The 24875-nt window shown below is 66.7% G+C and carries 23 protein-coding genes; 18 read left to right on the top strand and 5 right to left on the bottom strand.

Translation table 11 applies throughout. The features are described 5' to 3' along the window. The first annotated feature begins 187 nt into the window (after nucleotides 1-187). The 3 genes from ACTRWB_RS03990 to ACTRWB_RS03980 all read left to right on the top strand — a co-directional run bounded on the left by ACTRWB_RS03990 (nucleotide 188) and on the right by ACTRWB_RS03980 (nucleotide 1772). Nucleotides 188-688: an Lrp/AsnC family transcriptional regulator gene (locus ACTRWB_RS03990; RefSeq protein WP_129516359.1), complete on the top strand. Its 501-nt coding sequence runs from the start codon at nucleotides 188-190 to the stop codon at nucleotides 686-688. A 110-nt stretch (nucleotides 689-798) separates the two neighbouring features. Then, nucleotides 799-1302 (top strand): type II RES/Xre toxin-antitoxin system antitoxin, encoded by a 504-nt coding sequence (parS, locus tag ACTRWB_RS03985; RefSeq protein WP_446901009.1) that lies wholly within the window; start codon nucleotides 799-801, stop codon nucleotides 1300-1302. Continuing rightward, entirely contained in the window at nucleotides 1299-1772 is a 474-nt protein-coding gene (locus ACTRWB_RS03980; protein WP_446901008.1) for an RES family NAD+ phosphorylase, read from the top strand. Before parS ends, ACTRWB_RS03980 begins: the two co-directional genes overlap by 4 nt. Before the next feature lie 60 nt (nucleotides 1773-1832). Here the strand turns inward: ACTRWB_RS03980 and mdeB are convergent, their stop codons facing one another. Then, the gene (gene mdeB, locus ACTRWB_RS03975) at nucleotides 1833-4565 is read right to left on the bottom strand and encodes an alpha-ketoglutarate dehydrogenase (RefSeq protein WP_446901007.1); all 2733 of its coding nucleotides are present in this window, start codon (nucleotides 4563-4565) and stop codon (nucleotides 1833-1835) included. Between the two features lie 150 nt (nucleotides 4566-4715). On the opposite strand from mdeB, the gene ACTRWB_RS03970 reads away from it, so the two are divergent. Next, complete coding sequence (locus tag ACTRWB_RS03970) at nucleotides 4716-5243, top strand: Lrp/AsnC family transcriptional regulator (protein WP_446901006.1); 528 nt, start codon at nucleotides 4716-4718, stop codon at nucleotides 5241-5243. A gap of 215 nt (nucleotides 5244-5458) precedes the next feature. After that, nucleotides 5459-7180 (top strand): ubiquinone-dependent pyruvate dehydrogenase, encoded by a 1722-nt coding sequence (gene poxB / locus ACTRWB_RS03965; RefSeq protein ID WP_446901005.1) that lies wholly within the window; start codon nucleotides 5459-5461, stop codon nucleotides 7178-7180. 60 nt (nucleotides 7181-7240) lie between these two features. On the opposite strand, the gene ACTRWB_RS03960 is transcribed toward poxB, so the two are convergent. Then, nucleotides 7241-8158, bottom strand: a complete 918-nt coding sequence (locus ACTRWB_RS03960) for a LysR family transcriptional regulator (RefSeq protein ID WP_193101597.1) — start codon at nucleotides 8156-8158, stop codon at nucleotides 7241-7243. Between the two features lie 120 nt (nucleotides 8159-8278). On the opposite strand from ACTRWB_RS03960, the gene ACTRWB_RS03955 reads away from it, so the two are divergent. From ACTRWB_RS03955 to ACTRWB_RS03935, 5 genes are all read left to right on the top strand, one after another. Next, nucleotides 8279-9262 (top strand): aldo/keto reductase, encoded by a 984-nt coding sequence (locus tag ACTRWB_RS03955; RefSeq protein WP_446901004.1) that lies wholly within the window; start codon nucleotides 8279-8281, stop codon nucleotides 9260-9262. Nucleotides 9263-9460: 198 nt separating this feature from the next. Further along, the gene (locus ACTRWB_RS03950) at nucleotides 9461-10051 is read left to right on the top strand and encodes a class I SAM-dependent methyltransferase (protein ID WP_129517368.1); all 591 of its coding nucleotides are present in this window, start codon (nucleotides 9461-9463) and stop codon (nucleotides 10049-10051) included. Nucleotides 10052-10205: 154 nt separating this feature from the next. Then, nucleotides 10206-11639 carry an alkaline phosphatase gene (locus ACTRWB_RS03945; protein WP_419688052.1) on the top strand — a complete coding sequence of 478 codons (1434 nt, stop codon included), beginning with the start codon at nucleotides 10206-10208 and terminating at the stop codon, nucleotides 11637-11639. Between the two features lie 32 nt (nucleotides 11640-11671). After that, on the top strand, nucleotides 11672-13063 hold the full coding sequence (locus ACTRWB_RS03940) for an alkaline phosphatase (protein WP_446901003.1): 1392 nt from the start codon (nucleotides 11672-11674) through the stop codon (nucleotides 13061-13063). Between the two features lie 37 nt (nucleotides 13064-13100). Further along, entirely contained in the window at nucleotides 13101-13856 is a 756-nt protein-coding gene (locus tag ACTRWB_RS03935; RefSeq protein ID WP_446901002.1) for a hypothetical protein, read from the top strand. A gap of 146 nt (nucleotides 13857-14002) precedes the next feature. Here ACTRWB_RS03935 and ACTRWB_RS03930 read toward each other — a convergent pair whose 3' ends face one another. From ACTRWB_RS03930 to ACTRWB_RS03920, 3 genes are all read right to left on the bottom strand, one after another. Next, complete coding sequence (locus ACTRWB_RS03930) at nucleotides 14003-15142, bottom strand: acyltransferase family protein (protein ID WP_446901001.1); 1140 nt, start codon at nucleotides 15140-15142, stop codon at nucleotides 14003-14005. Further along, nucleotides 15139-15948, bottom strand: coding sequence for an OXA-1043 family class D beta-lactamase (gene blaOXA, locus ACTRWB_RS03925; RefSeq protein WP_446901000.1), 810 nt, complete (start codon nucleotides 15946-15948; stop codon nucleotides 15139-15141). The genes ACTRWB_RS03930 and blaOXA overlap by 4 nt, the downstream gene beginning before the upstream one ends. A gap of 235 nt (nucleotides 15949-16183) precedes the next feature. Further along, nucleotides 16184-17335: a porin gene (locus ACTRWB_RS03920; protein ID WP_048249800.1), complete on the bottom strand. Its 1152-nt coding sequence runs from the start codon at nucleotides 17333-17335 to the stop codon at nucleotides 16184-16186. 570 nt (nucleotides 17336-17905) lie between these two features. Here ACTRWB_RS03920 and ACTRWB_RS03915 point away from each other — a divergent pair. The 8 genes from ACTRWB_RS03915 (at nucleotide 17906) to ACTRWB_RS03880 (ending at nucleotide 24864) form a co-directional block, all read left to right on the top strand. Further along, the gene (locus ACTRWB_RS03915; RefSeq protein WP_412025420.1) at nucleotides 17906-18943 is read left to right on the top strand and encodes an ABC transporter substrate-binding protein; all 1038 of its coding nucleotides are present in this window, start codon (nucleotides 17906-17908) and stop codon (nucleotides 18941-18943) included. A gap of 70 nt (nucleotides 18944-19013) precedes the next feature. Beyond that, nucleotides 19014-19979, top strand: coding sequence for an ABC transporter permease (locus ACTRWB_RS03910; RefSeq protein ID WP_129516372.1), 966 nt, complete (start codon nucleotides 19014-19016; stop codon nucleotides 19977-19979). A 14-nt stretch (nucleotides 19980-19993) separates the two neighbouring features. After that, complete coding sequence (locus ACTRWB_RS03905; RefSeq protein ID WP_053077708.1) at nucleotides 19994-20815, top strand: quaternary amine ABC transporter ATP-binding protein; 822 nt, start codon at nucleotides 19994-19996, stop codon at nucleotides 20813-20815. Nucleotides 20816-20890: 75 nt separating this feature from the next. After that, nucleotides 20891-21115, top strand: coding sequence for a hypothetical protein (locus ACTRWB_RS03900; protein WP_446900999.1), 225 nt, complete (start codon nucleotides 20891-20893; stop codon nucleotides 21113-21115). Nucleotides 21116-21503: 388 nt separating this feature from the next. After that, the gene (locus ACTRWB_RS03895; RefSeq protein ID WP_446900998.1) at nucleotides 21504-22748 is read left to right on the top strand and encodes a hypothetical protein; all 1245 of its coding nucleotides are present in this window, start codon (nucleotides 21504-21506) and stop codon (nucleotides 22746-22748) included. 230 nt (nucleotides 22749-22978) lie between these two features. After that, nucleotides 22979-23449 carry a hypothetical protein gene (locus ACTRWB_RS03890; protein ID WP_446900997.1) on the top strand — a complete coding sequence of 157 codons (471 nt, stop codon included), beginning with the start codon at nucleotides 22979-22981 and terminating at the stop codon, nucleotides 23447-23449. A 3-nt stretch (nucleotides 23450-23452) separates the two neighbouring features. Continuing rightward, nucleotides 23453-24145 carry a C39 family peptidase gene (locus ACTRWB_RS03885; protein WP_446900996.1) on the top strand — a complete coding sequence of 231 codons (693 nt, stop codon included), beginning with the start codon at nucleotides 23453-23455 and terminating at the stop codon, nucleotides 24143-24145. 8 nt (nucleotides 24146-24153) lie between these two features. Then, nucleotides 24154-24864: a hypothetical protein gene (locus tag ACTRWB_RS03880; protein WP_446900995.1), complete on the top strand. Its 711-nt coding sequence runs from the start codon at nucleotides 24154-24156 to the stop codon at nucleotides 24862-24864. Nucleotides 24865-24875 lie beyond the last annotated feature (11 nt).

Here is a 24875-nt window from a genome sequence, read left to right as displayed (position 1 = left end):
TCCGGTAAGGGGGGATGTGCATGGGAATCGGTGTGCTCGGGAGAGGCCGGCACGACGTCTCCCGATAGAAAAATGATAGGCATGCAGGCGAGAAATGAGCTTGCGAAATAAATGGCGTTGACCTACGTTGATGACGTTGAAATCGATGACAGCGCAATACGAGTTCTCCAAAACGGAGGAAAACGCAATGAAATTAAGCAGCAGATCGGCAGCGGCACCCGACGCCGCACCCGCGCTCGATCGCATCGATCGCGCGATCCTCAGGCAGCTTCAGCAGGACGCGTCGATCTCGAACGTGAGCCTCGCCGCGAAGGTGAAGCTGAGCGCGCCGGCGTGTCTGCGGCGCGTCGAGCGGCTCAAGGAGATGGGGATGATTCGCGGGATCGTCGCGCTGCTCGACCCGAAACCGCTCGGGGCCGGCATGCTCGTCGTGATCGGCTTCGTGCTCGACCGCTCGACGCCGGAAGCGTTCGCGGCGTTCGAGAAGGCCGCGCAGAAGGTGTCGGGGTGCGTGGAGTGCCACGTCGTGACCGGCGAGTTCGATTACTTCATGCTGGTGCGCACGCGCGACAACGAGAGCTTCAATCGGCTGCACGCGGAACAACTGATCTACCTGCCCGGCGTGCGGCAGGTGCGATCGTTCATGGTGCTCAAGGAGATTCTGTCGACGCACGCGCTGCCGGTGTAGCGTGGCGCGTTGGCGGTTCCCGGTGGTTACGTTTATGCCATTTGGTCGATTGAGAATTCTCGATTGGTTGTATACAATGGGAATTCAAATTAACCCATTTGGGAGTCGCAATGGCAGCAACCACACCTGCGGCCCGTCAGCCTGCCAAGCGGGCTGCCGCGCCCCGCGCCGCGACGCCGGCGGGCAGTTCGAACGGTCTGGGCGCCGGCAAGGGCGATTTCGACACCTTTCGCCGGATGGCGCCGATGTCGCAGCGGCGCACGATCGCGGAGGGTTTCGATGCGGTCATCATTGAGCGCGTCGCGCGCGAGTTGCTCGGCGTGCCGGTTCAGTCCCTCTTGAGTGCGCTGAGCCTTCCCAGCTCGACCATTCTGCGGAAAATCGCCAAACACGACCGGTTGTCGCAAGGCGAGTCCGATCGCGTTGCGCGCGTGCTCTATGTGCTGGATCTCGCGACCGATCTGTTTGAAGACCGCGAGCGCGCAGCGGTGTGGATGAGCCGGGCGAACGCGGAGCTCGACGGGTTGAAGCCGCTCGAAGTGCTCGACGTACAGCCCGGCTACGACCGGGTGCGCGACATTCTGAATCGTGCCCAGTTCGGGGTCGCCGCGTGAGGTTGTATCGTCTCGCGAAAGAACGAAAGGGGCACTACCTGGCCGACGACCTGAGCGGGAACGGCGCGGCGATCGCAGGTGGCCGCTGGAATCCTCGCGGCATGCGTGTGCTGTACACCTGCTGCCATGCGTCGACGTCGTTGCTCGAGGCGCTTGTCCATATGTCCGGCTTGCTTCCCGCTGGCGGATTTTTTCTAGTGACGCTGGAAGTGCCCGACATCGTTCATGACAACGCGTACCAGCCGGACCTGCCGGACGATTGGGCGGTCCTGTCGCAGGATCCGGAGTCGACCGCCCGGATCGGGCAGGTCTGGCTTGAAGCGGGCGAGCCGTTGGCGATGCGCGTACCGTCAGTCGTTTGCCCGACCGACTTCAACTTGTTGCTGAACCCGCTGCATGCGGATTTTGCTTCGAGTGTGAAAGTGATCAGCAAAGAAGCGTTCGCGCTGGATCCTCGCCTCTTTGGCTGATCGGTTGTATTGCCTGGATCGACGAACAGTCGTCGACTGCCGAGCGGTCGCGTCGCCCGATCAGCGCTGCCATGGCGCGACGCCTGGCTGCGCGGACTTGCCGAGACGCGCTCGCGCATCACGCACGACAGCCGCATCGAGTTCCCCATCATCCGCCAGCGCCTTCAGCGCGGCGAGCACGATGCTCGCGCGATCGACTTCGAAGAACGCGCGCAGCGCGTCGCGCGTGTCGCTGCGGCCGAACCCGTCGGTGCCCAGCGTCACGTAGCGGCGGGGCACGTACGCGCGGATCAGTTCCGGCACCGCGCGCACGTAGTCGGTCGCGGCAATCACGGGCCCGCGCGTTGCGGCGAGCGCGGCGGTCACGTACGGTGTTGTATCGGCATCCTCACCAAGTCGCGTGCGCCGTTCGGCTTCCATCCCGTCGCGCTGCAGTTCGGTGAAGCTCGTGACGCTCCACACGGCCGCGTCGATCCCCCAGTCGTCCTTCAGCATCCGTTGCGCGGCGAGCACCTCGCCGAGGATCGCGCCCGCGCCGAGCAACTGCACGCGCGCCGTCGCATTCGATTCGGCCGGCAGCAGATGAATGCCCTTCAGGATGCCGTCGCGCAGCGCGTCGGGATCGCCGTCCGGCGCGGACGGCTGCGCGTAGTTCTCGTTCATGACCGTCACGTAATAGAACACGTCGCGCTGCTGTTCGACCATCTCGCGCATGCCGGCGTCGACGATCGCAGCGACTTCGTACGCGAACGCCGGATCGTATGCGCGGCAGTTCGGAATCGTCGACGCGGCGAGATGGCTGCTGCCGTCCTGGTGCTGCAACCCTTCGCCGCCGAGCGTGGTGCGCCCGGACGTCGCACCGATCAGGAAGCCGCGCGAGCGCTGGTCGGCGGCGGCCCAGATCAGGTCGCCGATGCGCTGGAAGCCGAACATCGAGTAGTAGATGTAGAACGGCAGCATCGGCAGGTCGTGCACGCTGTACGACGTCGCGGCGGCGATCCACGACGAGATCGCGCCTGCTTCCGAGATGCCTTCCTCGAGGATCTGGCCGCGCGTGTCTTCGCGGTAATAGAGCATCGAGCCGAGGTCTTCCGGCTCGTAGCGCTGGCCGAGCGGCGAGTAGATGCCGACTTGCCGGAACAGGCTGGCCATGCCGAAGGTGCGCGCTTCGTCGGCCACGATCGGCACGACGCGCGAGCCGATGTCGCGATCCTTGATCAACGCGGCGAGCATGCGCACGAGCGCCATCGTCGTCGACATCTCGCGGCCGGCCGCGTCCAGCGCGAACGCTCCCCAGGCCGGCATCGAAGGGACGGTCAGCCCCTTCGATGCCGCCATCCGCCTTCTGGGCAGATAGCCTCCCAGGGCAGCCCGGCGGGCATGCAGGTAACGCATTTCCGGGCTGTCTTCCGCTGGCTTGTAAAACTTCAATTGCTCGACGTCGCTGTCCGACAGCGGCAACCGGAAGCGGTCGCGGAACGCCTTCAGATCGTCGACGTCGAGCTTCTTCTGCTGATGGGTCGTCATCCGGCCCTGGCCGGCCGTGCCCATCCCGTAACCCTTCATCGTCTTCGCGAGGATCACCGTTGGCTGGCCGCGGTGCGCAAGTGCGCGCGCATACGCGGCGTGCAGTTTGCGCGCGTCATGGCCGCCGCGGCGCAGGCGGTCGATCTCCGCATCGGTGAGCTGCGCGGCGAGCGCTTCGAGTGCGGGATCCTGGCTGAAAAAACGCGCGCGGTTGTATGCACCGTCGTTCGCGGAGAAGGTCTGGAACTGCCCGTCGACGGTGTCGGCGAAGGCGCGCGCCAGTGCGCCCGCGTGATCGCGCGCGAACAGCGGATCCCAGTCGGAGCCCCACAACACCTTGATGACGTTCCAGCCTGCGCCCGCGAATTGTGCTTCGAGCTCGTCGATCACGCGGCCGTTGCCGCGCACGGGGCCGTCGAGCCGCTGCAGGTTGCAGTTGATCACGAACACGAGGTTGTCGAGCCCCTCGCGCGCGGCGAGCGACAGCGCGCCGAGCGACTCGGGTTCGTCCATCTCGCCGTCGCCGAAGAAGCCCCACACGGTGCGGCCCGCGGTGTTCGCGAGGCCGCGATGCTGCAGGTAGCGCATGAAGCGCGCCTGGTAGATCGCGTTGATCGGGCCGATCCCCATCGAGCCGGTCGGGAATTGCCAGAAATCGGGCATCAGCCACGGATGCGGATACGAGCACAGGCCCGGGCCGGCGATTTCGCGGCGATAGTGCTTCAGGTGATCCTCGCTGAGGAAACCTTCGAGATACGCGCGCGCATAGACGCCCGGCGACGAATGCGGCTGGAAGTACACGAGATCGCCGCTGGCCGTGTCGGTTGCGTCGCCGTTCGCGGGCGACGCCGCGCGGAAGAAGTGGTTGAAACCCGTTTCGAACAGGTCGGACGCCGACGCATAACTCGCGATGTGGCCGCCGAGCTCGCCGTACGCGCGGTTCGCACGCACGACCATCGCAAGCGCGTTCCAGCGCAGCGCGGCCGACAGCCGATCCTCGAGGTCGAGGTCGCCCGGATACGGCGGCTGCTCGGCGAGCGCAATCGTGTTCAGGTAGCGCGTGACGGGCGTGCGCGACGACGCGAGGCCGGTCGCGCGCGCATGCTCGGCAAGCCGGTCGAACAGGTACTGCGCGCGGTCGCGACCGACATGCGCGACCACCGCGTCGAGCGCCTCGAGCCATTCGGCGGTTTCTTCCGGGTCCGCATCGACGCGCGCGAGGGCCGCGCGCTGCGCGTGTTCGATACCGTTCGACAGATCCGTCATGCCAGTCTCCCCGCGCGCCGGCGGCGGCACGCATCAATGGGACTCATGCTACGCGCCGATCCGCAGAATATGCGTCTGATTTCATTCAGAATTTGTCGCTGTATAGTGTAAATATTCTGGAATCGTTACGAGAGAAGGAATATTCAGACCATGAGCACTTCCCCGAAGCGGCTCGACCGCATCGACATCAGCATCCTGAACCAGCTTCAGCAGAACGCGCGGATCACGAACGCGGAACTGGCGCGCGCGGTGAACCTGTCGACGACGCCATGCTTCAACCGCGTGCGTGCGCTCGAAAAGCTCGGGTTGTTCCGGCAGCAGGTGACGCTGCTCGATCCCGAGCCGCTCGGCCTGCGGATCAACGTGTTCATTCAGGTCAGCCTGGAGAAGCAGGTCGAGGACGCGCTGCAGCGTTTCGAGGAGGCAATCTCGCAGCGGCCCGAGGTGATGGAGTGCTACCTGATGTCGGGCGACGCCGACTATCTGCTGCGCGTCGTGATGCCCGACATGCGCACGCTCGAACGTTTCATCATCGAGCGGCTGACCACGATTCCGGGCGTGTCGAACATCCGGTCGAGCTTCGCGCTGAAGCAGGTGCGCTACAAGACCGCGTTGCCGCTGCCGGCGGCGGGGCTCACGCTCGTCGATCCGGACGAGTCGGCGTCCGACTGGAGCTGAGCGCACGACCTGTCCGCCTGTCCGTTCGCTGACGGAACCATGACGCCGGCCGCAGCGGATCGAGCCCGTCGCGCGCCTGCGCGTCCTACGGCAGTCGGCCCGCCTTCACCGTCACGACGCGGCGCGGACCAATCGCGTATGCTCGTTTGGTCGCTGCCGGCTGCGCATGCACGTCCGGCTCATGCGTGTCTCGATCCATCAACAGCGAGGGCATCATGGCAAGACAATCCATGGCGGAATACCTGGCGAAGACGCTCGCGGCGGCGGGCGTCGAGCGCATCTGGGGTGTGACGGGCGACAGCCTGAACGGCCTGTCGTTCAGCCTGGCCCAGATCGGCTCGATCCGCTGGATGCACACGCGGCACGAGGAAAGCGCCGCGTTCGCGGCCGGCGCGGATGCCGCGTCGACCGGGCGGCTCGCGGTGTGCGCGGGCAGTTGCGGGCCCGGCAACCTGCACCTGATCAACGGGCTGTACGACTGTCACCGCAATCACCAGCCGGTGCTCGCGATCGCGGCGCACATCCCGTCGACCGAAATCGGTCTCGGCTACTTCCAGGAAACTCATCCGCAGGAACTGTTCCGCGAGTGCAGCCATTTCGCGGAACTCGTGACCAATGCGTCGCAGTTCCCGCGCGTACTGGCGCGTGCGATGCGTACCGCGATCGAGGAGCGTGGCGTCGCGGTGATCGTGCTGCCGGGCGACATCGCGCTCGGCGACGGACCGGAAGAAGCGCCGGCGTGGAGCGCATCGGCGCCGCCGTCGATCCTGCCGGCCGATACCGATCTCGACCGGCTCGCGGCGCTGCTCAATGCGTCCGACGCGGTCACGCTGCTGTGCGGCAGCGGCACGCAGGGCGCGCACGACGAAGTGGTCGCGCTGGCCGACACGCTCGGCGCGCCGGTCGTGCATGCGCTGCGCGGCAAGCAGTTCGTCGAATGGGACAACCCGTTCGACGTCGGGATGACGGGGCTGATCGGCTTCAGCTCGGGTTATCACGCGATGGAATCGTGCGACACGCTGCTGATGCTCGGCACGGACTTCCCGTACCGGCCGTTTTATCCGTCGAACGCGAAGGTTGCGCAGATCGACTGGAAGGGCTCGCAGCTCGGGCATCGCGCGCCGCTCGCGCTCGGCCTCGTCGGCACCGTGAAGGAAACGATCGCGGCGCTGCTGCCGCGCCTTACGCGCAAGACGCAGCGGCGCTTCCTCGAGAATGCGCTGAAGCACTATGCGGCCGCGCGCAAGGGGCTCGACGATCTCGCGGTGGCCGAGCCGCCGGGCCGCGCGATCCATCCGCAATACCTGACGAAGATCGTCGACGAAGTCGCGGCGGAAGACGCGATCTTCACGGCCGACGTCGGCACGCCGACGCTGTGGGCCGCGCGCTACCTGACGATGAACGGCAAGCGGCAACTGCACGGCTCGTTCAATCACGGCTCGATGGCGAACGCGATGCCGCAGGCGCTCGGCGCGCAGGGCGCGCATCCGGGGCGGCAGGTGGTGTCGCTGTCCGGCGACGGCGGGCTGTCGATGCTGCTCGGCGACCTGCTGAGCGCGCGCCAGCTCAAGCTGCCGATCAAGATCGTCGTGTACAACAACAGCCTGCTCGGCTTCGTGTCGATGGAGCTGAAGGCGGCCGGTTATCTCGATACCAACGTCGACCTGAGCCCGACCGACTTCGCGGCGATCGCGAAGGGCGCCGGCATCTTCAGCGTACGCGTCGAGCATTCGGAGAACGTCGAGGAAGCGCTGCGCATGGCGTTCGAGCATGACGGGCCGGCGGTGGTCGACGTCGTCACGTCGAAGTACGAGCTTGCGATGCCGCCGAAGATCGAGCTCGCGCATGCGAAGGGTTTCAGCCTGTTCATGCTGCGCGCGATCCTCAGCGGTCGCGGCGACGAAATCGTCGAACTGGCGAGAACCAACCTGCGGTAACGCAGTGCCGCGCGCGATGCGCCATGTAGCGCGCGCGGCTTGCCTTGTGTTCCCGATCGGTCAATCCGGCGCTGCTTCGCGCGCGCCGGCCGCCCATTCGCGTACAGCCTCGACAAAAAGTCGCAACGCGGCCGGCGGATGACGGTTCGCCGGATAGTAGAGGCACATGCTGTCGAAGGTCTGGCCCCACTCGGGCAGCACACGCACCAGTCGTCCGGCGGCCAGATGGCCGGTGACGTGCGCTTCCGCGACCCACGCGATCCCGATACCGGTCAGTGCCGCGTCGACCATCAGGGTCTGGTTGCCGAGCGTCAACGGCCCGTCGACGTCGACGCTCACGCGCTTGCCGTCGCGCATCAGGTCCCAGCGATAAAGCGCGCCGCTTTCGAAGCGGAAGCGGATGCACGGGTAACGCGTGAGGTCGTGCGGGCTCTCCGGCGGCGCGTGCCGCGTCAGGTAGTCGGGCGATGCCACCGCGACGAAGTGCATCGGGCCGCCGAAGCGCACGGCGATCATGTCGCGCGGCACGTCTTCGTGAACGCGGACGCCAGCGTCGAAACCGTGCTCGACGATGTCGATCAGCCGCGAATCGACGACGAATTCGACGTGGATGTCCGGGTAACGGGCGACGAAGGCCGGCAGCACGTGCCGGATCAACGGACGCGATCCGGCCTCCGACGCGCTGATCCGGATCTGGCCGGACGGCCGGTTGCGGGCGGTCGCGGCGTCGTTCAGCGCGTCCTCGAGATCGGCCACCGCGGGCCGCACGCGCAGCAGCAACTGTTCGCCGGCCTCCGTCAGCGCGACCGAGCGCGTCGTGCGGTTGAACAGCCGCACGCCGAGCCGCGCTTCGAGGTGGCGGATCGTATGGCTCAGCGCCGACGGCGACACGCCGAGAATCCGGGCCGCGCCGCTGAAGCTGCGCTGCTCCGCGATCGTGATGAAGGTCGTCAGTTCGCCGATGTCGGTGCGCCGCATTTGTGAAATTTCCTCAATAACGCATGAAATGGTACGCCGATTGTTGAGCGGTATCCATCAACCTACACTGGCTTCCTCGGCATCCCGTCGATCGTCTTCATCTTTCTGCAGGAGAAATTCATGCAAACGCGCGTGCTTGGAAAGAGCGGCCTCGAAGTCTCGGCAATCGGGCTCGGCTGCATGGGATTGAGTTTCGGCCTCGGCCCCGCCATCGACAAGGCGAGCGGCATCGCGCTGATTCGCGCGGCGTTCGAACGCGGCGTGACGTTCTTCGATACCGCGGAAGCGTATGGCCCGTTCGTCAACGAGGAACTGCTGGGCGAGGCGCTGGCGCCGTTTCGCGACCAGGTCGTGATCGCCACCAAGTTCGGTTTCGAGAACGCCGAGCCGATGAAGGGTGTCGACAGCCGGCCGTCGCATATCCGTGAAGTGGCCGACGCGGCGCTGAAGCGGCTCAAGATCGACCGCATCGACCTGTTCTACCAGCATCGCGTCGATCCGAACGTGCCGATCGAGGATGTCGCGGGCACGGTCAAGGACCTGATCCGCGAGGGCAAGGTCGCGCACTTCGGGCTGTCGGAAGCCGGTGAGCAGACGATTCGCCGCGCGCACGCGGTGCAGCCGGTGGCGGCGCTGCAAAGCGAGTATTCGCTGTGGTGGCGCGAGCCGGAGGAGCACATCCTGCCGACGCTCGAGGAGCTCGGCATCGGCTTCGTGCCGTTCAGCCCGCTCGGGAAGGGCTTCCTGACCGGCGCGATCGATGCGAGCACGACGTTCGCCGCGAACGACTTCCGCAATATCGTGCCGCGCTTCTCGGAGGAAAACCGCAAGGCGAACGCGGGCCTCGTCGATCTGCTCGGCCGCATCGCGACCGACAAGGGCGTGACGCGCGCACAGATCGCGCTGGCATGGCTGCTCGCGCGCAAGCCGTGGATCGTGCCGATTCCGGGCACGACGAAGCTGCATCGGCTCGATGAGAACGTGGGCGCGGCCGCCGTCGTGCTGACGGCCGACGATCTCGCCGCGATCGAGGTGGCGCTCCAACAGGTCAGGATCGTCGGCGAGCGTTATCCGGCGAGCTTCCAGCAGCGCGTCGATCGTTGATCCGTCGCGGGGTATTAGGGACAATCTTCACGTCGCCTTAAGTTTGCGTTTCCTAGAATCCATTTGATCGTCGCGCTTCCTGCGACGGAGCGATTCGTACAGGAGGATGCACGTGAAAGAATCCCGCATTGCCGTTGCCCTGCCCCGCGAAGTCAGCGGCACATCGAGGCTGAACGCGCAACCGATCGGGGCGTGCCGATGATCTGGCCGAACGCGTGGCGTGTCTCGGCACTGTTCGTGCGCGAGTGGGTCGGCCGTCCGGCCGCGGTGGGCGCGTTGTGTCCCAGTTCGCGGCATCTGGCGCGCGAGATGGCCGATGCAGTGCCGGACGGAGACGGACTGGTCGTCGAACTCGGCGGCGGCACCGGCGCGATCACCGCGGCGCTGCTCGAACGCGGCGTCGCGCCACGGCGCCTCGTCGTGGTCGAGCGTTCGCCGGCGTTCGTGCAGCACCTGCGGCGGCGTTTTCCGGATGTGTCGGTCGTGTGGGGTGACGCGCGCCAGCTCGAACGGCTGCTGCCGCCCGCCGCGCGGGTCGATGCGATCGTGTCGTGCCTGCCGTTGCGCACGCTGCCGCGCCAGGACGTGACGGCCATCGTCGATCAATGCCGCCGCGTGCTGTCGGTCGACGGCGTGATGATTCAATTCACCTACGATTTGCGATCGCCCGGCCGTCATCCGTTGAGCGATTCGGCATTTGTTGCGTGCGGCAGCCGGATCGTCTGGGCAAATATTCCGCCCGCGCGGGTCGTGACCGTGCGCAACGCCACGGCCGAAGCCGAGCGTTGACGCCGCCGTACGCGTGGCGTCAACGCTCGACGCCGCGGCGACTTCTTTCATAATCCATACCAATCCTTCCAAACACCATTCATATTGCCGTCACATCAGGTTCCTAACATCGCCTTTCATTTCGAAAGCATCAACACCGGGGGGAACCGGCAACATGAATCGAATCAAAATGGCGGCGCTGCTGTGTGCCGGCGCCTTTGCGCTTGCCGGATGCAACAGCGACGACGGCCCGACCAGCTCGACGCCCGCGCCCGTGCAGGCGGCGGCGCGCAACGTGATCTTTTTCCTCGGCGACGGCATGGGGATGACGACGCTGACCGCCGCGCGCATCTATGCGGTCGGTGAAGACGGCGCGCTCACGATCGACACGCTGCCCGAATCCGCGTTCGTGAAGACCTATTCGAACGATGCGCAGGTCACGGACAGCGCGCCGTCGATGTCGGCGTACATGACCGGCATCAAGACCAACAACGAAGTGATTTCGATGTCGCCCGACACGAAGGCGATCGAGCCGACCGCCGGCCTCACCGGCAACTGCGGCGCGAACAACGGCAAATCGGCGACGACGCTGCTGGAGATCGCGAAGGCGAAGGGGATGGCCACCGGGGTCGTGACGACCACGCGCGTCACGCACGCGACGCCCGCCGCGACCTACGCGCACGTGTGCCATCGCGATGCCGAGAACGACATCGCGGCCCAGCTCGTGCCGGGCGGCGCGGGCTACAACGGCGCGCTGGGCGACGGCGTCGACGTCGTGCTCGGCGGCGGCACGCAATTCTTCGTACCGAAGGACGGCGGCGGCAAGCGCACCGACGGACGCAACCTGGTCAACGAACTGAAGGCCAAGGGCTACGCGTTCGCGCAGAACCGCGACGACCTGCTGGCCGCGGATGCGACGAAGAGCGGGAAGCTGGTGGGCCTGTTTTCGTCGAGCCACATGAGCTACGACCTCGATCGCGGCGCGACGAAGGAGCCGAGCCTGTCCGACATGGCGACGCGTGCGCTCGACGTGCTGCAGAACAACCCGAAGGGCTATTTCCTGATGGTCGAGGGCGGCCGGATCGATCACGCGCTGCACGACACCAACGCAAAGCGCGCATTGCAGGACACGGTCGCGTTCGACAACGCGATCAAGGCGACGCTCGACAAGGTGCGCAAGACCGATCCCGACCTGAAGAACACGCTGATCGTCGTCACGGCCGATCACGATCACACGCTGGTGCTGAACGGTTATGCGGCGCGCACCGGCAAGACCGAAGCGGGCAAGCCCGGCGTGCTGGGCGTGCTGCGCAGCTACCAGACGGGCGCGGTCGCGAAGGACGCGGACGGCGCGCCGTACACGATCATCGGCTTCGGCAACGGCGAGAACCGCGTGCAGGGCAGCCGCGCGGGCACCGCGCTCACCGACGCGGTGACGGGCGCCGACGATTATCGCCAGGAGGCGGTCGTGCGAATGGACAAGGGCAGCGAGACGCACGGCGGCACGGATGTGTTCCTCGGTGCGATCGGCCGCGGCGCGGATGCGTTCCACGGTGTGATCGAGAACAACAAGGTCTTCGAGCTGGTGCGCAACGCGGTGCAGCTTTGAGCGCCGACAACACGGGTACAGGGGAATACAGGATGTCGACCATCAAATGCATCGCGGCGGCGCTGGCCGTCGTGGGTTTCGCATGCGGCCCGGCGCAGGCCGCCGGCCAGGCGAAGAACGTGATTTTCTTTCTCGGCGACGGCATGGGGCCGACGACCGTGACGGCGAGCCGGATCTACAAGGTCGGCGAGTCGGGACAACTGACGATGGAGAAGCTGGCCCGCACCGCGCGCGTCAAGACCTTCTCGAACGACGCGCAGACGACCGACAGCGCACCGTCGATGGCCGCGTACATGACCGGCGTGAAGATGAACAACGAAGTGCTGTCGATGTCGTCCGACACGCGCGCGGTCGCGCCGGGCAACGACGTCAACGGCAACAAGACCATCAACAACTGCGCGCCGGGCAACGGCCAGCCGGTCGCGACGCTGCTGGAACTGGCGAAGGCGCGCGGCAAGGCGGTCGGCGCGATCACGACGACCGAGCTCACGCACGCGACGCCCGCCGCGACCTATTCGCACATCTGCCATCGCGATGCGCAGTACGACATCGCCGCGCAGGCGGCACCGGGCGGGGCCGGCTACAACGCGGCACTCGGCGACGGCGTCGACGTGCTGATGGGCGGCGGCCGCAACCACTGGACGCCGTTCGATCCGGTGGCCAACAAGCGCGGGCGCGCGGACGGGCGCAACCTGCTCGACGAGATGAAGGCGAAGGGCTACACGGTCGTGGCCAGCAAGGATCAGCTCGCGCAAGCGGGTAACGGCAAGCTGGTGGGCCTGTTCAGTTCGACGAGCCATCTCGAGTACGAACTGGACCGCGTGGCGGGCAAGGGCGAAGGGCCGTCGCAGCCGAGCCTTGCCGACATGACGTCGAAGGCGATCGACGTGCTGTCGAAGAATTCGAACGGTTATTTTCTGATGGTCGAAGGCGGCCGGATCGATCACGCGCTGCACGGCACCAACGCGAAGCGCGCGCTCGAAGATACGGCGGCGTTCGACGAAGCGATCCGCGTCGCGCTGTCGAAGGTCGACCTGTCGAATACGCTGATCGTCGTGACGGCCGACCACGACCACACGATGACGATCAACGGTTATTCGAAGCGCGGCAATCCGATTCTCGACATCAGCCGCAACTATCGCGACGGCCAGCCGAGCAAAGATGCCGACGGCAATACCTACACGACGCTGGTGTTCGGCAACGGCGCGAACCGTCCGAACGTGCGCGCATCGGTCGATTCGGCCACGGCAATGAACGAGGCGTATCTGCAGGAAGTCGGCGTGCGGATGGGCAGCGCGGGCTCGGAGACGCACGGCGGCGGCGACGTGATGCTGTTTGCCGACGGTGCGGATGCGAAGGCGTTCAAGGGCACGATCGACAACACGAAGGTGTTCGGTCTCGTGCGCTCGGCGTTCGGTTTCTGATGCCGGTGGCTTCCTTCATGACGAACGGGAATCCTCGATGAAACGCCAGCTTCTCGGTGCGCTCGCTTGCGGGTTGATCGCGTTGCCCGCCTTCGCGGCGGCGGATCTCGACGCCGTGCTGCTGCACGAAAGCCGCACGGTGACGACCGACGGCGTGACGCGCACCACGATGTACCGCGAACGGATGGTGCGGCGCGACGGCCACGTGTGGGTCGAGCGCGTGCCGCCCGTCGCGGCGGCGGGCGGCGGTCATGGCGACGATCACGACCATGATCACGACGCTGGCGGCGCGCGCCAGGATCCGCCACGCGCCGGCGTGCAGCCGGCCGCTGCGCACGCCGGCCACAAGCACTTCAACTTCCAGGCGGCCGCACGGCACGTCACCTACGACGGCAAGACGGCGCGTATCGAGTACGTGGATGCGGCGAACCGGACGGTCGTCGGCGTGCCGCCGGCCGAGTACGAAACCACGGGTTTCGACGGTTCGTGGGACAACGCATACTACGTGACGCCGCCGTCGCAGCTGAAGCGGCTCGCGATCGGGAAGCGCGGCGATGCGCCCGGCACCCGCTGGTACGAGCAGGCGGTCGAGTCGCCCGGCGCGCGCGGCGTGAACCGGATCCTGTGGAGCGAACGGCTGCAGGCGCCGCTGTCGGTCGAATACCGCAGTGCCGACGGCCGCGTCGTGCGCAAGCTGACGCTGACCCCGGAGCCGGCTGCGCGACGGGCGCCGTTGCCGTGGCAGACGCTCGCCGGTTACACGCGCAAGGAATACGCGGACTACCTGGATTGACTGACGCGCGACTGATGACGCGGTCGCGCGGTCTCGACATTTGGTAAGCGGGGCTTGCGGTCAGGCCGGCCGGTATCGTCGCGCGATACGGCCGGGCCCTGGCCGTTTTTTTGTCCCGCCGCGCGGCAGGGATTGCCGACGAATCGCTAGTAGTGCGCACCGTCCGGCACGCGCACCGCGGGCCGCGATGCGACCCGTTTGATCAAACGATCGAGCGGTGTTGCATAGCCTCGCGCGATGACCGCGCTCAAGCCGGCCGACAGCGCCAGATACACGACCAGCAACCCCAGCTTGCCGTCGCCGTGCATACCCGACGGCGGCCAGAACGTGCGCAGCGCGCCGAGCACGATCAGGTGAAACAGATACAGCTCGTAGCTGAGCCGGCCGCTCCAGCGCAGCGGCGCGAGCACGCGGAGGGGCGCGCGTTCGCGTTCGGCATGCGCGCCGATCAGCAGCACGGCCGTGCCGAGCGCCATCGCGGAGACGCCGATCACATGACTTTCCGCGATCGGCCACGCGAGATACAGCACCGTCATCGCCGCAGCCGCGAGCCACTGCACGGGCGCGGCCGCGAGCACCTGCCAGCGCGCGCGTTCGGCCAGCAACGCGGTGCAGCAGCCGATCGCGATCCCGTCGAAGCACGCGAAGTACGCATAGAGGAAACCACCTTCGTCGCCCGGATGCGTGAAGCGGTACACGGGGCCGATCGCGGTTATCAACAGCCAGAACGCGAACAGCCGCGTGTCGCGGCGCAGTGCGATGCACAGCAGCGGAAACGACAGATAGAACACCTCTTCGACCGACAGCGACCACAGCACGCCGAGCGCGTAGTTGACCCATCCGTATGCGCCGATCAGCACGTTCATCCAGAACGTGAGCGACGCGAGATTCACGAGCCAGAACGACACGGCGATGCCCTGCGGTGCGTGGTTGGTAAAGATCGGTACGCCGGCCGCCGCAAGGCCGTTGACGAGCGCGAGCAGCAGGAGCAGGCACGGGACGATGCGCGCGACGCGCGACACGTAGAACGCGCGCACGTCGAGCGCGCCGAGGCTGCCCCAGCGGCGGCGCGCATTCGACGTGATCAGGTAGCCCGAGATCGCGAAGAACATCGTCACGCCATAGTTGCCGTTGCGCACGATCGCATGGACCGTGTCCCAGCCGAGCACGCGCGCAAGCGCCGTGTCGCGCAGCGGATACGCGATGTTGAAGTGATGCAGCAGGACGAGCACGATCGACACGCCGCGCAGCAGGTCGATCCGCGCGTTGCGCGGGCCGGTGCTCATTGCGGCCTTGCCGGTTCGGCGAGCGCCGGCAGCGCGTCGAGGAGCGTGTCGCGCGCACGCAGCCCGGCGTTCGGCGCCTGCCGCTTGTCGTCCTGGATCAGGTACGCGAACGCGAGCTTGCGCGGCCCCTTCGCCGCCCAGCCGACGAACCAGCCGTATGCGTGCGACGCGTCGTACTTGAGCCCCGGCGATCCCGTGCCGGTCTTGCCGTGCACGATCCAGCCGTCCGGCTGCCTGTCGATCAACGTGATCCGCTCGGTCATGTCATACGCGTGCGCGCTGACCGGCAGCGTCCGGTTCGCGATCCCGCGCATGAAAGAGACTTGTTCGAGCGGCGAGATCTGCAACGACGAATTGACCCAGGCGCCCATCACACCGCTGGATTCGCCCTGTTGGCGGGTGACGTCCGTGTTGCCGTAGCCGAATGCGCTGGTGTACTGCTGGAAACGCGCTTGCCCGAGCGCCTGTGTGATCTGCTGCGAATACCAGAAGATCGACAGCTTCATCCAGCGCGCCGGGTCGGTCGGTTCGCGCCAGGGCGCACCGCCCCAGTCGGGGTAGCCGGCGTGGAAGTCGAGCGTCGGCGTGTGGTCGTCTTTCAGGATGCCCGCATCGAAACCCATCAGGCTGATCGCGACCTTGAACGTCGACGCGGGCGTGACGCGAGTCGTGCAATCGCCTTGCCGCACGAGGATCTGGCCGGTGCTTGCATCGGCGACCACAGTGCAGACGGGGCGGGCCTGAATGGAAGCGGCGGCCAGCAGGCCGACGGCGAAGGCGAACAGCGTGCGGCGCCAGGGATTCAAGCGAGGCTCCTACGGGACAGGGGGCGAACACGCGCCGATTACGCAGGACCGATGCCATGGATGGCGCGCGCGGGAATCGCACAGTGTATCGGCGGATCGATGCCGGTTGACCTGTCACGGTTGCGGGGCCGCTCCCCATGAAAAAGCCCGCCGGCAGGCTTGCGCTTGCGGGCGGGCAAAGACACCTCGGCGGATTCGCGCGGGTGTCGCGTGAAGTCTGGAGAACCGCGTGGCGTCAGAACTTGTGACGAAGCGCGAGACGCACGGCCACCTGGTTCGACGTCGACGACGGCGCGTCGGTGCCGGGGATGAACGCCTGGTCGAGGATCGAGTTCGTCTTGTCGCCGGCGATGTGCTGGTACGCGGCCTGCACGTACACGTCGGTGCGCTTCGACAGGTTGTAGTCGGCCATCAGCCCGACCGAGTGGATCTTCGGCTTCGCGTCGCCGGTCGATGCGTCGTACTTCTCGAGTGACAGCACGTATTGCGCGCCGACCATGAACGCCGGCGTGATCTGGTACGAACCGTTCAGTTCGAAGTTCTGGTACTTGATCGCGCTGACCGTCGCTCCCGGCGCGATGATCGCGCCCGGCGTGCCGAGGTAGCCGTTGCCCGTCGGGTTCTTGTAGTTCGAGTTCGTGTACGCGAAGCCGACCGTCGCGGGCCCGAACGTGTAGTTGATGCCCGCACCGAACACGCGCATGCGCTCGGCGATGAAGCTCGCGTCGTTCGCGGTGATCGCGCCCGCCGAACCATCACCCGGATGGTTCGCCTGCAGGTACGCGGCGCCGATCAGCAGCCCGTTGTTCTGGTACTGCGCGCCGAAGCTGTACGCGCGGTTGTCCGAGAAGTTCGTGCTGTTGCTGAAGCTGTAGGCGCCGCCGAACTGGAAGCCGCCGAAGTTCGGGCTCGCGTACTTGACGGTGTTGTCGAGGCGGAACGAGTTGTCGGTGTTGTCGTTGTCGAACGGGTGCGCGAGCAGGTAGCCGCCCCAGTTGCCGTTGGCGGTGGTCGGTGCGAGATAGTCGACGACCGAGTCGTACTGGCGGCCGAACGTCAGCGTGCCGTACTGTGCCTGGCTCAGGCCGACGTAGGCCTGGCGGCCGAACATGCGGCCGCCCTGGTTGAGTCGGCCGGTGTTCACGTCGAAGCCGTTCTCGAGCTGGAAGATCGCCTTCATGCCGCCGCCGAGATCCTCGCTGCCCTTCAGGCCCCAGCGGCTGCCTTGCGCGTAGCCGCTTGCCATTTCGTAGACGTGGCCGGTGCCGACGTTGTTCGTGTAGTTCAGGCCTTCGTCGATCACGCCGTACAGCGTGACGCTGCTTTGCGCGAACGCGGGGGACGCGAAGGCGGTCGTTACGGCCAGCGCCGTCAGGGTCTTTTTCATTGAGATCTCCGGGATATCCAGCTTGTATCGGTTGTCGTGAGCGCGTCCGGCGAGGCGCGCCCCGTCATCCGGGGCGATCCGGCGCAGCGCGCGCGGCGCCGGAAACGCGCAATGCGCGGCGGCGCGGCGACCGGCAGCGTCGGGTCGTGTCTCCTCCGATGACACCGCGCATTCTTCCCAACCCTAAAAAGAACCGAAAGCGAGTAATTTCGATGGATGGGATCGGGTTCGCCGATGGGGGCGCGACGGGCGGTTTCGACAGTCGAAACGGCACGCGTGGCGCTGGAGTGCAATGCCGGCCGAACAACCGCCGGGCGTGGGCGCGACACGGCTCGCGCCGGGCCGCGATCGGCCTCGGGAAATCGGCCGAGAAGCCCGTCCGGCGGGCCTGACGGGGTATCCGGCGATCGATTGGCGCTGCCGATTGCAATGATCGGAATTACTCGTTTCCCTAAACAAATTGGTGGCTCAAAGATGCAGACTGACCGGACGTGGATGAATTCGCGATTCGCCGGTCGCCGCGCATGCCGCGACGCACAAACTACAGATTCAATTTGGAGACGACCCACCATGCAGATTCGACGACTGAAAACGGTCCTTCTCGCCGCCGCGGCGATCCTGTCCGCGCCCGCCGCCCATGCGGCCGGCGGCGCGTGTGCCGACGGCAAGACGGTCCATTTCGCGGGCATCACGTGGGAGAGCGGGTCGTTCGCGACCGAAGTGCTGCGGCAGATCATGGAGAAGGGCTACGGCTGCAAGACGGACGTCGTGCCGGGCAGCACGGCCGCGACGGAAACGGCGCTCGCGCGCAACGACCTGCAGATCTGGGCCGAGCAGTGGACGGGCCGCAGCGAGATCACCGCGAAGGCCGTCGCGTCGGGCGCCGTGAAGCTGATCGGCGACACGCTGCCGGGCGGCACGACGGAAGGCTGGTTCGTGCCCGAATACGTGGTGAAGGGTGATCCGGCGCGCAACATCAAGCCGGTCGCGCCGGGGCTCGTGTCGGTCGAGGATCTGCCGAAATACAAGCAGGTGTTCGCCGACGAGGAGGAACCGGACAAGGGCCGCTTCCTGAACTGCCCGACCGGCTGGGACTGCGAGCGCGTGAACTCGCGCCTGCTGAAGGTGCTGAAGCTCGACCAGTCGTACACGAACTTCCATCCGGGCACGGGCGCGGCGCTCGACGCGGCGATTGCTTCCGCGTACCAGCGCGGCGCGCCGATCGTGTTCTATTACTGGGGCCCGGCCGCGCTGATGGCGAAATACAAGTTCGCGGCGCTGAAGATGCCGGCCTATAACGAAGCATGCTGGAAGACGCTGCGCGACGAGAGCAGCACGCACCAGTGCGCGTCGTCGTACATGGTGTCGCGGCTGACGGTCGGCGTGTCGAAGCCGTTCGCCGATGCGAACCCCGATCTCGTCGGCGTGTTCGGCAAGGTGCGTTTTCCGATGGACTTCCTGAACCAGACGATCCTCGAGATGACGACGAAGAAGATCGACGGTGCGGCCATGGCCACGCAGTTCCTGAAGACCCGCCAGGACATGTGGAAGCAGTGGGTGCCGGCCGACGTCGCGCAGAAGATCGCCGGCAACCTGAAGGGCGCGTAACCTGCGCGCGGCGGCGGGCTCGCGCCCGCCGTCGCCGTCACGCGCCTTCGCGGCGCGACGGAGAATCAACATGAACGGCTTCTTTCTGCACCTGTCGATCGCCGACTGGGTCAACAGCGCGCTCGAGACTTTCGTCGCGCAATACGGCGACAGTTTCCATCACTTCAGCACGATGCTGCTGCGCTACCTGCTCGTGCCGCTCGAAGGCGCGCTGCGCGTGGCGCCGCCGTGGCTCGTGCTGCTGGTCGTCGGTGCGATCGCGTGGAATGCGACGCGCCGCATCGGCCTCGGCGCGCTCTTCATGCTGCTGCTTTACGCGATCGGCTGCTTCGGCCTGTGGGACAAGCTGATGCAGACGCTCGCGCTGATGCTCGTCTCGACGGTGCTGTCGGTCGCGATCGGCGTGCCGCTCGGCATCCTCGCTTCGCGCAGCGCGTGGCTGCGCCGGATGCTGCTGCCCGTGCTCGACGTGATGCAGACGCTGCCGAGCTTCGTGTACCTGATCCCGGTGCTGATGCTGTTCGGCCTCGGCAAGGTGCCCGCGATTCTCGCGACGATCATCTACGCGTTGCCGCCGCTGATCCGCCTGACCGATCTCGGCATCCGCCAGGTCGATCCGGACGTGACGGAAGCCGCGCGCGCGTTCGGCACGACGCGCTGGCAATTGCTCGTCAACGTGCAGATACCGCTGGCGCGGCCGAGCATCATGGCCGGCATCAACCAGACGACGATGATGGCGCTGTCGATGGTCGTGATCGCGTCGATGATCGGCTCGCGCGGGCTCGGCGAGGACGTGCTCGCGGGCATCCAGACGCTCGACGTCGGCAAGGGCACGCAGGCCGGCCTCGCGATCGTGATTCTCGCGATCGTGATCGACCGGATCAGCCAGGGCTTCGGCCAGGAGCGACGCGCACGCCGCCGGCTTGCGCAGCAGCGCCGGCAGAAGGGCGCGTCGCGCGTACCGTACCGGCTGCCGCGCAAGGCGCAGTCGGCAGGCGTCGATTCGAATCAGGCGACGCAATCGTCGCGCGCATAGGAACGGAGACAGACATGGCGACCATCGACGTCAAACACGTGTACAAGCTGTTCGGGCCGCAGGCCGCGCATGCGCGCGTGCTCGACCTGCTGCGCTCCGGCAAGCGCAAGGCCGACGTGCTGGCCGAAACGGGCTGCAACGTCGGGCTCAACGACGTGAGCCTCGGCATCGAGTCGGGCGAGATCTTCGTGATCATGGGGCTGTCGGGTTCCGGGAAGTCGACGCTCGTACGGCACTTCAACCGGCTGATCGAGCCGACGGCCGGCGAGATCGTGATCGACGGCAGCGACGTGATCAAGCTCGACGCGCATGGGCTGCGCGAGCTGCGCCGCTTCAAGGTCAGCATGGTGTTCCAGAACTTCGGGCTGCTGCCGCACCAGACCGTGCTCGACAACGCGGCGTATGCGCTGCGCACGCGCGGCGAGAAGCGGCACGACGCGGCCGAAGCGGCGCGCAACTGGCTGACGAAGGTCGGGCTCGACGGCTATGGTGATCATTACCCGGACGAGCTGTCGGGCGGGATGCGGCAACGCGTCGGCCTCGCGCGGGCGCTGGCCGCGGATACCGACGTGTTGCTGATGGACGAGGCGTTTTCGGCGCTCGATCCGCTGATCCGCACCGAGATGCAGGATCAACTGCTCGAACTGCAGGCGACGCTTTCCAAGACGATCGTGTTCATCACGCACGATCTCGACGAGGCATTGCGCATCGGCGACCGGATCGCGATCCTGCGCGACGGCACGCTCGTGCAGGTCGGAACGCCGGACGACATCCTGTCGCGTCCCGCCGACGATTACGTGCGCAGGTTCGTGGAGAAGCGGTCGAGCGTGAACTGAGCCGGCGCGAGAACGGCCAGCGAAGCACGGGGTGTCTCGCCTGCGTTTTGAGCGGCAGCCGGCGAGCACCCGCACATGATCGAGCCTCAGGCGGTCCGCGGGTTCCGTGCGGTGCACCGCAGCGGGATTGGCGTCGCCACGCCATCGCGCCTGCCGGCCGGAATCCTCATTCCGGCCGATATCCCGACCCGCGCGCGCCAACGCTCGCCGCGGACAGAATTCGAAGAAAAAGCGACCTATCACAGTCGAAACATTTCCGAATGGCGTTCCATGCGGGCTTTTGACGCCTTGGCGGAATGAATTCGGCGAGCGTCCTTGCCGGGCTTGCGTTTGCGATCGGGATCGAATACTCGGCGCTATGGGCATACCCGGATGCGCCAGACGCGGCAGGCTCAAAAGTGAAACATTCCGCGCTTGCAGGGCCTGCGTTCGGAATGTCAGGCAAGTGTATGAATGCAAAGAGGAAATCCATCCGCATATCGCGGATGTCCCGGCGCCATGCCGATCCACGCGTTTCAGGCTTGAAACATAAACCGCGTGCCGGGATCGGGCAGTCACGCCATGGCGCGTGAAGAATCCAACGGTCTCTTTGTGTTCATGCCGCATGCAGGATTGGCATCGCCGATGCGTGGTGTCGTCCGGATTGGTGCGGTCGGCCAACCGTTCCTCGTTACTTCAGGAGGATTTCATGCGTAAAACTTTATTGGCGTCCGCTGCGTTTCTCGCCTTGGGATGCAGCGGCTACGCGATAGCGAATCCATGCAGCAGCGATACCAGTTCGACATGCAGCCAGAAAGCCGATGACGGTTCGAACACTCTCACCAACACCGTCAACTCAAGCCAGACCAGCACCACCGGGTCCAATGCGAATGAAGTTTCGCCCGGCGCGAGTGTCTATCAGGATTCGTACAACAGCACCAAGGTCGTCGCGCTCAGCAAGCTCGACGGCTACGTCAGCAACGTCCAGGTCTGGGGCATCGGCAACCACGCGACCAACTCGGGCAGCGCGGCCGGCGGAGGCGGCGGCAAGGGCGGCAACGGGTCTGGCTACGGTGGCACGGGCGGTAACGGCGGCGGCGGCGGCGCGGGCGGCGACGGCGGCAAAGGCGGCAGCGCGCATAACGGCAGCGCGACGGCGGGCAACGCCAGCAATGGCAGCGCAACGGCCGGCACCGGAAATGCCGGCAAGGGCGGCAACGGCGGTTCATCCGTGGCCAATGGCGGGACAGGCGGCTCCGCCACGGCGAGCGGCGGCTACGGGTCCGGCAAGGGCGGCGGCGCAGTCGCGGCTTCGGTCGGCGTAGGCGGCGACGGCACGGGCAGCGGCACCGGCTGGGGCGGTGGCACCGGCACCGCCAATCCTGGTTCCGCGTGGGCCAGGAATCATGGCAGCGGAAGCGCGTCGGCATCGGCCGGCAGCGGCACCGGCACCGGCACGGGGACCGGCAGCGGTACGGGTAGCGGCACAGGCGGCGCAGGGTCGGCGGGTACGTCGACCGCTTCGGGCGGATCGGGCTCGGGCATGGGTGGCGCAGGCACGTCTTCGGGCGGAGCAGGCGGCTCGGGCGCGGCCGTTGCGGGCAACGGCGCTGCAGGCGGCGCAGGCACGGGCGGCAGCGCGACGAATGGCGGCGCGACGACGACGGCCAGCAACGGCAGCGCAACCGCGGGTAGCGGCGCAGTGGGCGCGATGGGCGGCGCGGGCGGCGCAGGCGGCATCGGCGCAGGCGGCACCGGTAACGGTGCGGTCGGCGGCGCGGGTGGCGCAGGCGGAGTCAATACGGTCGACGCGGGGACGTTCAACATGTCCAACGCGATGACGAGCGTCGGCCAGACCGCGGCGGGCATCATGGTCGCCAACCAGAACAGCGGCATGGCGTCGCTCATTCAGCAGGCCGTGACCGTGCAGGCGAACCTGACCGTAGGACGTTAGAAGGCCGGTTGGTCCTGGCGAGTCGAATGCATGGACGCGGGCGCATGCGATCCCGCGGCTTGCGTTCCATCGCCGGACGGAAGGACTGCCGGCGAGGGCGGGATGGCTGAACGGCCGTCTCGCTCCCGTTGGCGCAGGCCGGGCTGATTTCCGTCGATCGACGGTCACGCGGATTCCGCTCCCTGTGCGTCGGGTTCGAGCCGACTCGCGCAGGGACCAAGGAGACAGCCATGCGAATCCGAACGGCACTTTCGCTGGTGATATTGCCTGCGGCGCTGCTGCCGGGCCTGACGGCCCATGCCGCGGATGACGGGGCACGAACCGTTGCGGTGGAGGCAGCCGCCGGCGTGGCGCCGCCAGCCGTACCTTCCCCACCCACCGCGCGCGCGGATCAGGCCGCTCCGGCCGAGGCCGCCGCACCCCCTGCGACCGGCGCCGCGACCGCGCAAGCGGGCAGCTTCGGCGTCGCGATGACGCCCGACCAGCTCGACGAGCATCGGGGTGGCGATGCGCTGATCGGCCAGAACTATCTGACTGGCGCGGTGACCGACAACGTGGCGAACCGGGTGTCGACCGGCTCGAATTCGATCGCCGACGGCTCGTTCGCCAATTCGAGCGGTCTGCCGACAGTCATCCAGAATACCGGCGCCAACGTGTTGATTCAGAACGCGACGGTGCTCAACGTGCGCTTCGGGAACTGAGCGATGAGACAGGTTGCCGCAGCGTGCATCGCGGCGCTCGCGTACGCGCTATCCGGCCCGATTGCACGGCCGGACGAGATGACGGTCGTCGATCCGACGGGCGCCGGCTATGCGATGCACGTCACGAGTCTCAAGGAAGCGCGCTTCAAGCGCACCGTCAAGCAGCAGTTCGATTTCAGCTGCGGGTCGGCTGCCGTCGCGACGCTGCTGACTTATCAGTACGACTATCCGATGACCGAGCAGACCGCCTTCGCCCAGATGTGGGAGAACGGCAATCAGGAGAAGATCCGCCGGCAGGGCTTCTCGCTGCTCGACATCCGGCGTTTTCTCGGCGCGCACGGCTTCGTCGCGGACGGCTACGAGCTGCCGTTGCAGACGCTCGCCAAGACGCACACGCCGGCGATCGTGTTGATCACCGAGCACGGCTACCACCATTTCGTGGTCGTGAAGGGGCTGCGTGACGGGCGTGTGCTCGTCGGCGATCCGGCCACCGGCACGCGGCCGATGTCGCTGGCGAGTTTCGAGCAGAAGTGGGAAGACCACGTGATTTTCGTGATTCACAACCGGCCCGAGCTGGCAGTGTTCAACGACCCGCGTGACTGGCGCGTCGCGCCGAGCGCGCCGCTCTACACCGGCATCGCCCGCGACGGCCTGTACAACGTCGTGATGCCGAAGCATGGCCCGAGCGACTTTTGAGGACCGTCATGAGATCCGAGACCAGGAAGATCGCCGGCATCGCCGCGATGGTGTGCGGCGGGGTGACGTCCGTGAGTGCGGCAGCGATGCAGGACGGCGTGCCGTCCGCAACCGTCGAGCCTGTCGCGCAGACGAGCGGTGTCGTGCCGGCAGCCGGCACGAACGCGGGCGCCGATATGGCGCCCGCGGAGTCACGAGCCGGGGGGGCGCCGGGCCTGCGTGCCGAGCCGCTCGGGATGGCGGCGTGCGCGGCCGGGCCGCCGGCCTCGGAACCGGGCGCCGCACAGGAACGGAGCTGGCCGGCAGCCGACGCGATCGCGCTCAGCGACGCGCGCCTCGATGCGATGCGCGGCGGCTTCGATATGCCGAGCGGCCTGAAGGTTTCGTTCGGCGTGTCGCGTGTCGCGTTCGTGAACGGCAATCTGGTCGCGTCGACCAGCTTCAACATCCCGGACATCAGTCATATCACGGCGCAACAGGCGCAGGCGCTGGCGGCCGCCAATGCGGGCGGGCTGATCCAGGTCGGCGCCGGCAACACCGCGCAGCCCGCCGCGCTGCCGGCGCTGACCGGCGCGGTGATCCAGAACACGTTGAACAACCAGCAAATCCAGGCGATGACGACGATCAATACGACCGTCAACACACTGTCGATGTTCAAGAACCTGAACGTGATGTCGACGCTGAGCCATGCGCTGCTCGGCGCGTTGCCGGGACGATGACGGCTCGGCGC

The sequence above is a fragment of the Burkholderia sp. YIM B11467 genome, from assembly GCF_052952715.1.
This window is presented reverse-complemented; position numbering and strand designations above follow the sequence as displayed.